The organism is Cupriavidus campinensis (assembly GCF_905397395.1).
GTDB classification, from domain to species: Bacteria; Pseudomonadota; Gammaproteobacteria; order Burkholderiales; family Burkholderiaceae; genus Cupriavidus; species Cupriavidus campinensis.
This window is the reverse complement of the sequence record NZ_CAJPVH010000004.1, coordinates 82,536-96,520: the sequence shown is the minus strand read 5'-3', so window position 1 is coordinate 96,520 and position 13,985 is coordinate 82,536. Positions and strand designations below refer to the sequence as shown.

General features: G+C 69.8%; 11 protein-coding genes. 8 read left to right on the top strand and 3 right to left on the bottom strand.

All coding sequences use genetic code 11. The annotated features are described in order from the left end of the window. Window positions 1-98: 98 nt before the first annotated feature. The 3 genes from KHO18_RS04130 to KHO18_RS04120 form a co-directional block, all read right to left on the bottom strand. Window positions 99-1,124 (bottom strand): Bug family tripartite tricarboxylate transporter substrate binding protein, encoded by a 1,026-nt coding sequence (locus KHO18_RS04130; protein ID WP_211942810.1) that lies wholly within the window; start codon window positions 1,122-1,124, stop codon window positions 99-101. 9 nt (window positions 1,125-1,133) lie between these two features. Next, window positions 1,134-2,396 carry an alkyl sulfatase dimerization domain-containing protein gene (locus KHO18_RS04125; protein WP_211942809.1) on the bottom strand — a complete coding sequence of 421 codons (1,263 nt, stop codon included), beginning with the start codon at window positions 2,394-2,396 and terminating at the stop codon, window positions 1,134-1,136. Window positions 2,397-2,596: 200 nt separating this feature from the next. Next, window positions 2,597-3,598: a LysR family transcriptional regulator gene (locus tag KHO18_RS04120; protein ID WP_244844520.1), complete on the bottom strand. Its 1,002-nt coding sequence runs from the start codon at window positions 3,596-3,598 to the stop codon at window positions 2,597-2,599. Window positions 3,599-3,791: 193 nt separating this feature from the next. On the opposite strand from KHO18_RS04120, the gene KHO18_RS04115 reads away from it, so the two are divergent. The 8 genes from KHO18_RS04115 to KHO18_RS04080 all read left to right on the top strand — a co-directional run bounded on the left by KHO18_RS04115 (window position 3,792) and on the right by KHO18_RS04080 (window position 13,970). Beyond that, a complete protein-coding gene (locus KHO18_RS04115; RefSeq protein WP_211942808.1) occupies window positions 3,792-5,021 on the top strand; it encodes a CaiB/BaiF CoA transferase family protein in 1,230 nt (409 codons plus the stop codon). Beyond that, entirely contained in the window at window positions 5,018-5,728 is a 711-nt protein-coding gene (locus KHO18_RS04110) for an enoyl-CoA hydratase/isomerase family protein (protein ID WP_211942807.1), read from the top strand. Before KHO18_RS04115 ends, KHO18_RS04110 begins: the two co-directional genes overlap by 4 nt. Then, a complete protein-coding gene (locus KHO18_RS04105) occupies window positions 5,721-6,917 on the top strand; it encodes an acyl-CoA dehydrogenase family protein (protein ID WP_244844518.1) in 1,197 nt (398 codons plus the stop codon). The genes KHO18_RS04110 and KHO18_RS04105 overlap by 8 nt, the downstream gene beginning before the upstream one ends. A 65-nt stretch (window positions 6,918-6,982) precedes the next feature. Further along, complete coding sequence (locus KHO18_RS04100) at window positions 6,983-8,140, top strand: acyl-CoA dehydrogenase family protein (protein ID WP_244844516.1); 1,158 nt, start codon at window positions 6,983-6,985, stop codon at window positions 8,138-8,140. Window positions 8,141-8,246: 106 nt separating this feature from the next. Then, the gene (locus KHO18_RS04095) at window positions 8,247-9,254 is read left to right on the top strand and encodes a Bug family tripartite tricarboxylate transporter substrate binding protein (RefSeq protein ID WP_211942835.1); all 1,008 of its coding nucleotides are present in this window, start codon (window positions 8,247-8,249) and stop codon (window positions 9,252-9,254) included. 46 nt (window positions 9,255-9,300) lie between these two features. After that, window positions 9,301-10,374, top strand: coding sequence for a porin (locus KHO18_RS04090; RefSeq protein ID WP_377731544.1), 1,074 nt, complete (start codon window positions 9,301-9,303; stop codon window positions 10,372-10,374). A 99-nt stretch (window positions 10,375-10,473) separates the two neighbouring features. Next, a complete protein-coding gene (locus KHO18_RS04085; protein WP_211942805.1) occupies window positions 10,474-12,627 on the top strand; it encodes an acetate--CoA ligase family protein in 2,154 nt (717 codons plus the stop codon). Between the two features lie 23 nt (window positions 12,628-12,650). Next, window positions 12,651-13,970, top strand: coding sequence for a DUF1254 domain-containing protein (locus tag KHO18_RS04080; protein WP_211942804.1), 1,320 nt, complete (start codon window positions 12,651-12,653; stop codon window positions 13,968-13,970). The last annotated feature ends 15 nt before the right edge of the window (window positions 13,971-13,985 follow it).

The window sequence follows — 13,985 nt, the reverse complement described above, 5'->3', positions numbered from 1 at the left end:
GTTTGGAACAGGCAACGCTTTGTCCGATTCGCACACCGCCATGCACGACCTGCGCGACCCGCCCGATAACCCCGCCGCCGCGCCCCGCCCCCCCCTGTTCAGTCCACGGAAATGTGATTGGTACGGATGACGTTGCCCCAGGCCGAGACGTCGTCGCGCACAGTCTGCGCGAACTGCTCGGGGGTCTTGACCTGCGGCATTGCCATGTTCAGCAGCAGGAAGCGCTCGCGCATAGCCGCGCTGGTCAGTATCCGGTTCACCTCGGCGTTTAGCCGCTGCACGATGGCGGCGCTGGTGCCCGCCGGCGCGAACATGCCGTACCAGCTGTTGGTCTCGAACGGATAGCCCTGTTCGGTCATGGTCAGCACCTCGGGCGTGGCCGGCGCGCGCCGGGTGCCGCTGATGGCCAGCGCGCGCAGCTTGCCGGCGCGGATCAGCGGCACCGACGAGGAGGTATCGACAAAAGCCACCCGTACGATGCCACCCTGCATGTCGTTCAGGATCTGCGGCACCGTCTTGTACGGCACGTGCCGGATGCGGATGCCTGTCTGCATCTTCAGGGCCTCCATGGTCAGGTGGCCGCCAGACCCGATGCCCCACGACGCATAGTCATAGGCGTCCGGCCGCGTGCGTACATGCTCCACAAAGGACTTCAGGTCGCGCGCCGGAAAGTCCGGCACCACCGCCAGGAAGTTGCCGCCCGCCCCCACCTGCACCACGGGAATCAGGTCGCGCAGCCCATCGTACGGCATCTTCGGCTGGAGGGTCTGGTTGATGACCACCGTGGCGGCGTAGGTGAACAGCAGCGTGTGGCCGTCCGGCGCGGCCTTGGCCACGATGTCATTGCCGATGATGCCGGTGGCGCCGGGCTTGTTGTCGATCACAAAGGACTGCCCGAAGACCTTGCCCAGCTGGTCCGCGATGGGCCGGGCGAACAGGTCGGGGCCGCTGCCGGCGGACCCCGGCACCACAAGCCGCACCGGGCGGGACGGCCATGGGCTGGCGGCGCCGGCCGGCTTTACGGCAGCAGCCAGCCCTAGCATCGCCATCGCCATCGACTTCAGCAGCGTGCGGCGTCCGACGTCGGTCTCGTCATCATCGGGAAGGGGGAAGCGTCGTGTCATCGCCATGCCTCAGTGAATGCCGAAGTTGTCTTCCACACCCGCCGAACCCGCCTCCAGCACCATGGCGGCCGCCACGTACAGGCTGCGCGACACATAGCTCTGTACCTGTTTGGCCCGTGCGCGCAGCCATTCGGCCTTGAGCTGGCGCGCCTCGGTCACGTGTGGTGCATCGCCGGGCACCAGGGCCAGCAGGTCGATCACATGCAGCGCCAGCTGGAGGTCGCCCCGCGCGGCCAGGGCCTGGGCGTGCCGCAATACCGCGCCGTGGTTGTCGATGGCCGCCGCCATCTCGCTGGCCACCTGCTGCGGCGCCGCCGGATGCAGCGTGGTGGCGTTGCGGTCCCACCAGCCGTTTTCGGAGCGGTAGATGTCACGGGCGATGTAGCTTGGGTCGCCGTAGGTCGGCCGCATCCATGGCTGCTCGAACAGGTCCGGCGGCGGCCGCAGCGCCGCCAGCATCTCGCGCTCGTTGCAGCCGGCATTCATCAGGCGGACCACCTCCTCGCGCATCCAGCGCAGGGCCCGCGCGGTGTGCAGCAGCACGTGCTGGCAGGTGTCCTCCCCTTCCAGCGTGGCACCGAACTCGCGCACCACGGTCTGCGGGCGCAGGCCGGCCAGCCGCTCCAGCGTCTCGGCCCAGCGCACGGTGTCGCGCAGGGTGCGGAACGGGGTGCCGATATTGGGAATGGAATCGATGATGGCCGGGCCGCCATAGAGCAGCCGCCGGCCGGGCAGCCAGACCGCCACGGCATCGTCGGTCTCCGAGGGCGCCCAGAGAATTTCCGCGCGCCGCTCGCCGTGCCCCACGGTCATGCCGTCGCGGAAAGTCTCGGTCGGCGTGGTCTGCCGCAGCTTGCCGGCCAGCGCCCCGGCGCGATGCCGGAACTGGATCTCGGCCATGCGCTCCTGCAGGCGCTGCGTTTCGCGGTAGCGGCTCTGGCGCGCCAGCACGTTCACATGGGCCAGCACACGCGGCGCCGGCTCGCCGCGCTGCGTGGCGTGGTCGATCCACTGCTGCACGCCCGCGTTGTAGCCGAGATGGCCGTGGCTGTAGCAGAGTGCGATCACCGGCAGCGGGGTCTGCGTGCGCAGCACCTCGATCATGCCGGCCGTTACGGACCCGCCGGGGCCGCTGTCCACCACCAGCAGGCCGTTGCCGACGTCGGCGACGAAGGTCTGGCCCTGTCCGTGCAGCAACCAGACACCCTCGGCAATGCGGTCGATCCCCTTGCCGGTGATCAGTGCGGCCGGACGATCCTCGATCTCGTTCATGGCATCCCTTCCAGTTTGGCGAAGGGACATTTCACGCGCAGACCGCGCACTATCGTCAGTGGGGAAAGTCCCCGGGCGGCACGGCGCGCGGCCTGCGGCGCCAGCACCGGCGCGCCCTGGCGGGGGGTACGAAATTTTCGCTGTGAACCGCCGGTTATCACCTGCGCGGCGCAGGGAATTCCCGGCGCGCGCCTGCTGCGCTAGCCAGCCACCATCGGGGCGATCGGGGCGATCGGGATCGGGGTTGCGCGGGCCGCAGGTGCCGGGTTCGGCACCTGGCGCCGCAGCGGGCTGTCCGGCATCTTGCTGAGGTAATGCACCTCACGGCGCAGCAGCGTGGCGAACTGCTCCGCCACCGGCGTCATCGGCGAATCGGCACGGTAGATCAGGCTCACCGCGTGGCTCGGCAGCGGGTCTTCGATCGGCAGCGCCACCAGACCGGCCGTGGCCAGGCGCCCCGGCACCAGCTGGCGCGGCAGCAGGCACAGCAGCGAACGGTCCTGCAACAGGGTCTGGATCATGCCGATGGTGTCGCAGCGCACCGCCACGCGGGGCAGCGGCAGGTCCTGCGCGCGGAAGGCGTCGAGGATCGCCGCGCCCGGGCCCTGCATGCGCCGGCCGGTCAGCACCCAGTCGGAGCCGACCAGTTCACGCAGCGTACGCGCATGGCGCAGCGGATGCTCCTGATGCGCCACCACCACCGAATCGTTGTTGTACAGCGGCTCGCAGACAAACTCGCGTTCGATGCCCTCATCGGGAATCGGGCTCACCGCCATGTCCATCACGCCCGCGCGCAGGTCGGCCAGATGTTCGGGATAGACGCCGCTGTCGATACAGACCTGCACGTCCGGATGCTGGGTGCGGAAGCGCTTCAGCACCGCCGGCAGCAGCAGGTTAGCCGGCCCACCCGTGGCGCCGATGCGCACCACGCCGTTGCGCGTGCCCAGCATCTGGGTCATCTCTTCCGTGGCCTTGCGCGCCTCGGTGGCGATCAGGCGCGCCCGGCGCAGGAACGCCTCGCCGAAGCGCGACAGCACCACGCCGCGCGTGGTGCGGGTCAGAAGTGGCACGTGCAGCTCTTCCTCGAGCTGGCGGATGCTCTTGGTGATGGCCGGCGCCGATACATCGCGCGCCTTGGCCCCGGCGCGAATGCTGCCGCTTTCCGCCACGGCAATGAAATCCTGCAACTGGCTCAGACGCATGACTCGCCTCCCCCCAAAGACCGCGTGGTAACGCCCTGCCTGCGAGCATAGCGGGATTTGCCGGCATCAGTGATAACCCGGGGTGCTAACCGTGGGTTATCGCACCCCTTTTTGCGGAGGCTGCCGGCTGTGCCAGGCGTGCCCCATCATCCCCTTCCATCGATGCCACGCATCGTCACGAAACGAGAGATCGATGGCAACTCCAGAAGACCTGCCGCTGGCAGGCATCCGCGTGGCCGAGTTCGGCCAGTTCATTGCCGCGCCCGGCGCCGCGATGATGCTGGCCGACCTGGGCGCCGACGTGATCAAGGTGGAGCCGCTGCGCGGCGACAGCGCACGGCGCTTCGACGGCACCAGCACGCAAAGCCCGATGTTCCTGGCCTACAACCGTGGCAAGCGCGGCATGGCGCTGGACCTGCGCCAGCCGTCTGGCGCCGAGGCCGCCCGCCGGCTCGCCCTGTCGTGCGACGTGGTGCTCCACAACGCCCGGCCGGGAACGATGGAGTCGATGGGCCTCGACGCCGCCTCGCTGCGCGCCGCCAAACCGGCGCTGATCCACGCGTCCGTCACCGGCTTTGGCACGCGCGGCCCGTCGCGCCTGCGGCCGGGGCTCGACATCGCCGCGCAAGCCGAAAGCGGCATGATGTCCGTGACCGGCGAAGCGGGCGGCCAGCCCTTGAAGGCCGGCTTCGCCCTGATCGACGCGGCCACGGCGCTGGCCACCGCCAACGCCATCCTCGCCGCGCTGTTCCGGCGCCTGCGCACCGGCCGGGGCGAGACCATCGAGACCTCGCTGCTGACCGTGGGTATCCAGCTCCAGGCGCAACTCTGGTCCGAATACCAGTGCTCGGGCGCCCTGCCGGTGCGCAGCGGCAACAGCCAGCCGAAAGCCGCGCCGGCGGCGGATGTCATCGCCGTGGCCGATGGCCATATCGTGCTGTCGGCCTACCTCGACGAGCACTGGGTGCGGCTGTGCGAGGCCATCGGCCAACCCGCGCTGGCACAGGACCCGCGCTTCGCGAGCAACCCGCTGCGCGTGCAACACCGCCCGGCCCTGCTGGACGTGCTGCACGCCGCCCTGCGTGGATACACCGGGGAGCAGGCGCGCGCGCTGCTGGAGCGCCATCAGGTGGTGGTGGGCGTGGTGCGCGACTACCGGCAGGTGGAACGCAGCGCCGACGTGCTGGCAAGCGGCCTCCTGATGCGCGTCGGCGACGGCCTGGGTGGCGAGCTTGCCCTCCCGGGCCTGCCTTTCACGATGGCCGGCCTGCCGCCCACCGCCATGCCCTCCGTGCCCAGGCTGGGCGAGCACACCGCCGCGGTGCTGCGCGAACTTGGCTATGACAACGCAACGATTCGCACGATGGCGCAGGCACGCGCCATCGCCGTCGAATCCCTCGACATGACGGAGGCCGGCGCATGACACGCGATACCCCCATCCTGCTCGACCGGCATGACGGCTGGGCCGAGATCACCCTGAACCGGCCGGAAACCCGCAATGCCATCGACATGGCCACCGCCGAAACGCTCGGCGAGGCCATCGAATCGCTCGAACGCGAGCCCGCCTTGCGCGCAGTGGTGCTGCGCGGCGCCAACGGCGCGTTCTGCTCCGGCCTCGATCTGAAAGCGCTGCAGGCGCATCCCGATGGCATGAGCGGCTTCGCGGCGCGCTGGGATCGCGTGCATGGCGGCCTGATGCGCAGCCGCAAGGCGTGGATCGTCGCGCTCGAACGTCACGCGGTGAACGGCGGCGCCGCGCTGGCGCTGGCCGGCGACCTGCTGGTCTGCGGGGCGCAGGCGTTCCTGCAGATCGCGGAAGTGCGCATCGGCATGAATGCGCCACGCAATATCGCCTGGCTGGCCCTGCGGCACGGCGAGGCCGTGGCGGCGCGGCTGTGCCTGCTGGGCGAGCGCGTGCCGGCCAGCGAACTCCTGCGGCTTGGCATCGCGACGGAGGTCATTGCCGACGCGGACGTCGTGGCCCGTGCGCAGGCGCTGGCCGCGACGATTGCGGGCTTCCCCGCCGACGCGGTGGCCACCATCAAGGGCAGCCTGCGCGCCGCCAGCACGCGCCTGCCGCCGGCCGACTGGTTCGATGCCTGCGCCGACAAGGAGATCCGTCATGGCTGAGTTCGAAGCGCTGCGTAGCGAGGTCCGCGCCTTCTTGGCGGAGGCCCTGCCCCCAACCGTGCGCGAGAAAGTGCGCCTCGGGCTCGAAGTCAGCAAGGACGAAATGATCGACTGGCAGCGCCGGCTGGCCGCGCGTGGCTGGCTCGCGCCGCACTGGCCAGCCGCCTGGCAAGGGGCCGACTGGAGTGCCGCGCAGCGCGCCGTGCTGCAGGAAGAGCTGGTGCTGGCCCACGCCCCCGAGACCGGCGGCATATCGATCGAGATGATCGGCCCGATCCTGATCCGCTACGGCACGCCCGCCCAGCAGCAGTACTTCCTGCCGCGCATCCTCAATCTCGAACACTGGTGGTGCCAGGGCTACTCCGAGCCGAATGCCGGGTCGGACCTGGCGTCGCTGGGCACCCGCGCGGTGCGCCGGACGCGCCCGGACGGCACCGAGGTCTACGTGGTCAACGGCAGCAAGATCTGGACGTCCTACGCGCAGTACGCGGACTGGATGTTCTGCCTGGTGCGCACCGATACCGAGGCACGCGCGCAGCAAGGCATCAGCTTCCTGCTGATCGACATGCGCAGCCCCGGCGTCAGCGTACGGCCGCTGATCGGCATTCACGGCTGGCATCTGTTCAACCAGGTCTTTCTCGATGACGTGGAAGTGCCGGTGGACATGCGCGTCGGCGAGGAGAACGCGGGCTGGTCCATCGCCAAGTCACTGCTGGAACACGAGCGGCTGAATCTGGCGCGTGTGGCCGAGAACCGCCGGCGGCTGGCCAAGGTACGGGCGATTGGCGCCGAGGTAGAGGAAGCCGGCGAACCGCTGCTGCGCCGCCCCTGGTTCGCGCGGCGCCTGCGGGAATTTGAGGTGCGGCTGGAAACACTGGCGGCCACGGTGCTGCGCTTCCGGCGGCTCGAACGGGCCGGCGGCGCGCTCGGGCCGGAGACCGGCATGCTCAAGCTGATCGGCAGCCGGTTGATCCAGGACATCGAGAACCTTGCGGTGGATGCGCTGGGCCCGGACACGCTGGCCTACGACCGCGCCGCGCACTTCGAGCCACCCGCCACGCAGCCGGATCGCTCGCCGTACACACCCGCCGCCTCGGCGCGCCGCTTCGTGACACGCGGCTACACCATCGCCGGCGGGTCGAGCGAAATCCAGCACGAACTGCTCGCCAAGCAGGTACTCGGACTCTGAAGGACGGCAACCGGCTGCGGATTCAACCGGCCGGCAACCCACACCACATGACAGGACACTCAAGCATGGAAGACCGCGACGACGCGCGCATCGAAGAGCGCCGCATGCTGCAGGCCAGCGTGGAGCGCTTTGTGGCGCGCGGCTATGACTTCGCACAGCGCCGGACCGCGCTGGCAGAGTCCGATGGGTTCTCGCGCAGGCATTGGCGCACGTTCGCCGAGATGGGCTGGCTGGCGCTCGGCCTGCCGGAAGCCTGCGGCGGACTCGGTGACGACATGGATCAGGCCCTGCTGGCCGAGGCGCTGGGGCAAGCCATGCCGGCGGAGCCGTGGCTGGCCAACGTGGCCCTGTGTGCGCCGTTGCTGGCGAACGCTGGCAACACGGCGTATCTCGCCATGGCCGAGGCCATCGCCGCCGGGGAAAGCTTCGCCGCCTTGGCCGCCTTCGAGGCGCAAGGCCGCCACGATGCCTTCGACGTCGCCACGCAGGCGGAACAGCGTGGCACCGCGCAATGGGTGCTCGATGGCAGCAAGACACTTGTGCTCGGCGGCGGATGTGCCGATGTGCTGCTGGTGCTGGCCCGCACCGCAGGCGCCCGCCGCGATCGCCATGGGCTGACCCTGTTCGCCGTGCCCGCCGGTGCGCGCGGCGTCAGCGTACAGGCGTTACCCACCTACGACGGCCGCCAGACCGCCACGGTCACGCTGCGGCGCGTAACTGTGCCGGACGACACCCGTATCGGCCCGCCCGGCACGGCCTGGCCGATGGTGCAGGCCGCCATCGACCGCGCCACGGTCATGGCCTGCGCCGAAGCGGTTGGCGCCATGACGCGGGCTTTCGCCCTGACGCGGGAGTACGTGATGACGCGCCAGCAGTTCGGCCGCCCGCTCAGCGCCAATCAGGTGATCCGGCACCGGCTGGTCGATCTGTTCGTCAGCATCGAGCAGGCCCGCGCCATCACGGAGGCCGCCGCGGCCGCGTTGCAGGCCGATGACGTCACGCGCATGCGCGCGGTGTCCTGCGCGAAGGCGTTCGTTTCCACAGCCGGGCGTGCGCTCGGTGAAGACGCCGTGCAACTGCATGGCGCCGTGGGCATGACCGACGAGATGGAGGTCGGCCATTGCTACAAGCGGCTGGCCGCGCATGCGAACCTGTTCGGCGATGCCGACTGGCATCTCGCCCGGCTGGATGCACTCGAATCCGCCGCCCAGGCATCCGCCTGAGCGGCATTCACCCGGGCGCGCCGCACCGACGCAAGGTGCGCCCATCCACGACACGCCGGCAACGTACCGGCTTGCGCGGCCAATGCGCCGCTACGGAGACAGCATGATGGAAAGCCAGCACACTGGCATCCGCGGGGTGTTACCGACCCTTGCCGCAACGCTCGCCACGTTGTCCGGCCTGGGCCCCGCGTTGGGCCATGCCGAAACGGCGCCCTACCCCAATCGGCCCATTCGCATGATCCTGCCGTCCGCCGCAGGCAGCGTGACCGACCAGACCGCGCGCCTCGTGGCGGAGCGATTGTCGATCGCGCTGAAGAAGCCCGTGGTGGTGGACAACCGCCCGGGCGCCAACGGCATCATCGCCAGCGAGATGGTGTCCCGCGCGGAGCCCGATGGCTACACGCTGCTGTTCACCTACTCGGCCACGCTGACCGTGAACCCGTGGATCACGGCCAACCTGCCCTACGACCCGCTGAAGGACTTCACGCCCATCGCCCGGCCCAGCGCCCCCGGCGGCAATCTGCTCGTCGTCACCTCCACCGTGCCCGTGCACAACCTCAAGGAACTGATCGCCTACGTCAAGGCCAGTCCCACGGAGCTGGCGTACTGCTCCTGGGGCGTGGGCTCGGGCGGCCATCTCACCATGGAGTACCTGAAGGCCAAGACCGGCATGCGCCTGCGGCACGTGCCCTACAAGAGCGCCGTGCAGTGCACCAACGACCTGGCGGCCGGCCACGTGACGATTGCCTTCACCGATGCGCTCTCCGTCGTGCCGCACCTGAAATCGGGCCGCATCCGTGGCGTGGCCGCGTCCGGCCCGGAGCGGATGCTGACCGCGCAGGACGTGCCCACCATGGGCGAGCAGGGTATCCCCTTCAACCAGGCCAGCTGGCTTGCGCTGTTCGGGCCGAAGAACCTGCCGGCGCCGATCGTCAATCGCCTCAACGCCGAGGTAAACCGCATCCTCCAGTCGCCCGAGGAACAGCAGCGCTTTGCCGCGATGTACCTGAAGCCGGGCAAGCCCTCCACGGCCGGCGAACTCGGCGATCTGGTGCGCGCCGACCTCGGCGCGTGGGGCGAGGTGGTGAAGACCGCCGGCGTGACGCCGCAGTAACCAGACGTATCAACACAACATCCAAAACAAAGAACGGGAGACAGCAATGAGAGAGAAGTCGAGCCGCTGGCGAAACCTGCAACGTGCCATCAGCATGGGCCTCGCCGTGGGATGCGGGAGCGCATCGGCCGTGACGGTGCAGTTGTTCGGCGTGGTCGATGCGTCGATCGAGTACGCCAGGGGATCGGAGAGCGTGGTGCGCATGCGTGAGGGCCAGCAGGCCGCGTCGCGCTGGGGGCTGCGCGGCATCGAGGATCTGGGTGGCGGCACCAAGGCCAACTTCCTGGTCGAATCGGGCTTCAATATCGACACCGGCGCCGAGTTCTTCGGCAATGGCCGCCTGTTCGGCCGCCAGTCGTGGATGGGGCTGTCGAACGAGTCGTGGGGCGAGGTCCGGTTGGGCCGCCAATACACGCCGTCGTTCTACGCGCTGCTGCGGCTGGACCCGTTCCTGCTCAACGGCATGGTGTCGCCGTTCAACCTGCTTAGCGTCACGGCGTCACAGGGCACGGGCCAGGTGGCTTACGGCGCGCGCTTCGACAATGCCCTGCAGTACTTCTCGCCGAATTGGGGCGGCTTCTCGTTCGGCGCCGCCGTGGCACCGGGAGAAGTGCCCGGGGCCCCACGCTCTGGCACCAACTTCGGCATGAACGTCGCCTACGAAGCCGGCAACGCCTACGCGTTCTACAGCTACCAGGGCATGTACACCGGCGCGGCCACGCCGCAGGTGGAGACGGCGCTGACGTCCAACCACTTCGTCGGCGGCTCGTACCGCTTCAAGCCGGTGGAGGTGGGCCTGCTGTTCAGCACGGCAAACAGCCGGCTGCCCAATACGCGCGTGGCGCGCCATTACGGTGTCACGTTCAGCTGGAACGTCACTGCGCGTGACACCTTCAAGGCCGCCGCGCTCAAGCGGCAGGTGTTGGGCGGCGACGAACGGCCATGGTCGATGACCATTGGCTGGGACCATGACCTGAGCAAGCGCACCACCGCCTACCTGCGCGCGGTCTATGTGCACAACAGCCCGGGCGGCAGCGTCTCCAACAACAGCATCGCGATTGATCCTGGCAGCGGCGATGACGCGCGCTCGATCAGCGTGGGCCTGCGGCACCGCTTCTGACCACGCGGCAGACACCCCGGGCGGCCGGTATCGGAACGCCGGCGATCGGTCTATATTTCTGCAACAGCGGTGCCCCACGCCGCGCCAAACGGAGACAACATGCTGGATCTGGAACCCTTGCTGCGTCCACGCTCGATAGCGGTCATCGGCGCCTCCACACAGCCCGAGAAGGTGGGCGGCATGCCCATCCGCCTGCTCGGCGAACTCGGCTATGCCGGCCGCGTCTACCCGGTGAATCCCGGCGCGGACACGGTGCAGGGGCTGCGCGCCTATCCCACCATCGACGCCATCGGCGAGCCGGTGGACCTGGCCATCGTGGCCGTGCCCGCAGCCAGCGCGCCGGACGTGATGACCCAGCTTGGCCGCGCCGGCACCCGCGCCGCCGTGGTCTTCACCTCCGGCTTTGCGGAAGTCGCCGGCGGCGCGGCCCTGCAGCAAACGCTGGCCGCGAATGCGCAGGCGCACGGCGTGCAACTCCTTGGCCCCAACTGCCTCGGGGCGATGAACCTGCGCGCGCGCATGTTCGCCACGTTCTCGCCCATCCCGCTGACTGGCGTGCCGCCCGTGGGCGAAGTCGGTCTGGTCAGCCAGAGCGGTGCGTTTGGGGCGTACGCGTTTGCCCTGGCGCGCGAGGCCGGGCTCGGGCTGAGCCACTGGGTCACCACCGGCAACGAAGCCGGCGTGCAGGTGGCCGATGTGATCGAGTGGCTGGCGCACGACCCCGATACCCGCGTGATCCTGACCTATATGGAAGGCGCCCGGGACGGCGCACGACTGCGCCGCGCGCTGGCTGCCGCGCGTGACGCCGGCAAGCCAGTGGTGATGACCAAGGTCGGCACCACGGCGGCCGGCGCCAGCGCCGCGCAATCCCACACCGCCAGCCTGGCGGGCGAAGATGCGGTCTATCAGGCTGTGTTCGACGAGTACGGCGTGCATCGCGCCCCGACGCTCGAAGCCTTCTTCCGCCTGGGCTACACGCTGGCGCGAGGGCGCCGGCCCGCGCGCTGGCATGCGCGCGGCGGCTTGCCGGCCGATGCGGTGGCACCGGTAGCCATCGTCACGGTCTCCGGCGGCGTCGGCATCATGATGGCCGACAGTGCCGAGTCGCTGGGACTGCCGCTGCCGCCCATGCCCGACGCAGCCGCCCACGCCTTGCGCACCGCCATCCCCTTCGCCAGCACCAACAATCCCATCGACGTGACCGGGCAGGTCGTGGCGCAGCCGAAGGTCTTTCTCGATGCGCTGGCCGGCGTGGCCCGCTGTGGCGAGTACGGCAGCGTAGCCGCGTTCCTGGCCGGCGGCGCCAACGCCCCGCGCCTGTGGACCGAATTGCAGCAGACCGTGGCGACACTGGCCACGGAGCCGGAATCCGCCCCGCTGCTGGTATCGGGCGTGATGGACGACGAGAAGCGCGCCTGGCTCGAATCACGCGGATGTCTGGTGTTCCGCGAACCGGCCCACACGATGGAAGCCGTGGCCGCGCTCGCGAAAGCGGCGGCCATGGAGGCATTGGCCAGCGCCCCGGCCGAGGCGCACGCCCCGCCCGCTGCCATCGCCCCGCCGGATTTTCCCGGGCACGCCACCGCGCTGTCGGAAGCCGAAGCGATGGCGTGGCTGGCTGAAGCCGGCGTGCCCGTGGCGGCGCTCGGCGTGGCGCACGACGCCGATGAGGCCGTGCGCATCGCCGAATCGCTCGGTTACCCCGTGGCCGTGAAACTGTGCTCGCGCACCATCTTGCACAAGAGCGATATTGGCGGCGTGGTGCTGCATCTCAAGGACGCGGCGGCCGTGCGCAACGCCTTCGCCCGCGTGCAAGCCGCCGTGCGGCAGACGCGTGATGCCGATGGCCAGCCCGCGCACTTCGAAGGCGCCATCGTCGCGCGCATGGTGCGCGGCTGGGGCGAGATCATGGTCGGTGTGCGGCGCGACCCGGTGTTCGGCCTCGTCGCGCTGGCCGGCATCGGCGGCACCGCCGTCGAGATTTTCCGGCAGATGGCGTTCGGCCTCGCCCCGCTGAGTCGGGCACGCGCCCGCGCCATGCTCGCGCAGAGCCGTGCGGAGGCCCTCTGCACCGGGCATCGCGGCCGCCCGGCCCTTGATCTGGACGCGGTGGCCGACGTGCTCGTCAAGGTCTCGCGCGCCGCTGCCGCCCTCGGCGACCGGCTCGATACCCTCGAGATCAACCCATTCATCGTCGGCGCCGATGGCCTGTGCGCCGCCGACGCCGTCATCACGCTCCGCCACCCCGGCTGACCCCCACCCCCTTGCCCAACGACATGAACCATCCCGCACCGCCTGTCTTCGCCGCGCCCGTCCATGCCAGCCCGCAGGAGGCCCTGGTCGCCGCCGCCGCGCTGCCGCTCGTGATCTACGGCTATCCGCTGATCGAAACACTGCGCACCTGCCGCCTGCAAACCTCGGTCGATGCGCCCACGCGCTATGGCCGCGCGCCGATGAACACGCTCTCCGCCAGCGCACGGCAGTGGACGCACGAAGACCGCGACATCGTGACGCCGGCCAATGACCTGCTCTACTTCTGCGGCTGGCTGAATCTGGCCGATGGGCCGGTCACGCTGCGGGTGCCGCCGCTGCCCGACGCCGACCGCTACTACGTCATCGAACTGCTCGATGCCCACACCAACAACTTCACGAACCTCGGGCCACGCAATGTGCCGCTCGCCGGTGCGGACGTGGAACTGCTCGGGCCCGGGCAGCAGCCTTCCGGGGCACACGCGCAGGTCGTCCGCGCGCCGACCTCGCTGGTCTGGCTGATCGGCCGCGTGCTGGTGCAGGGCCCCGACGACCTGCCGCGCGCCTATGCCTTCGAACAGGGCTTCGAGATCGTGCGCAGCGCGGGGCCGGCACGCCCCGCCAGCGTGGCGCACTGGCAGGAAACCGGCGATGCGGCCATCGACTTCTTCCAGAACCTGTACCGCGCGATGGGCGATTTCCCGCCCGCACCTGCCGAGCAGGGGCTGTTCACGCTGCTGCGCAAGGCGGGGCTGCGGCTCGGGGAGGAGATTGACTTCGCCTCCCTGCGGGCGCCGGTCGTGGCCGGCCTGCGCAGCGCCTACCAGCAAGGCCTGGCCATCATCGAGGCGCACACCCGCAGCCAGGGCCACAAGGCGTGGGGCTACAGCATGCGGCTTGGCACCTATGGCGACGACTGGCTGTTGCGCGCCTGCACGGCCATGAAGGGGCTGGGCGCGCTGCACGCGGACGAGGCGGTCTATGCCATGGCCGATTTCGACGCCGACGGCGAGCGGCTCGATGGCCGCAACACCTACGAACTGCGCTTCGCGCCGGGCATGCTGCCGCCGGCCGATGCGTTCTGGTCGGTGTCCCTCTATGGCGAGGACCGCTTCTTCACCGCCAATGCCATCGGCCGCTATGCCGTGGGCGACCGCACGCCGGGCCTGCGCATGGAGGCCGATGGCACGCTGGTCATCCCCGTGAGCCACGCGCGTCCCGCGCAGGATGACAACTGGCTGCCTGCGCCGGCAGGCCCGTTCTACCTGATCCTGCGGCTCTATCACCCAGGCAAGGCGTTCATGGACGGCCAATACACCATCCCCGCCGTGCGCCGCGCCGGCTGAGCAGCTCGTCAGAAC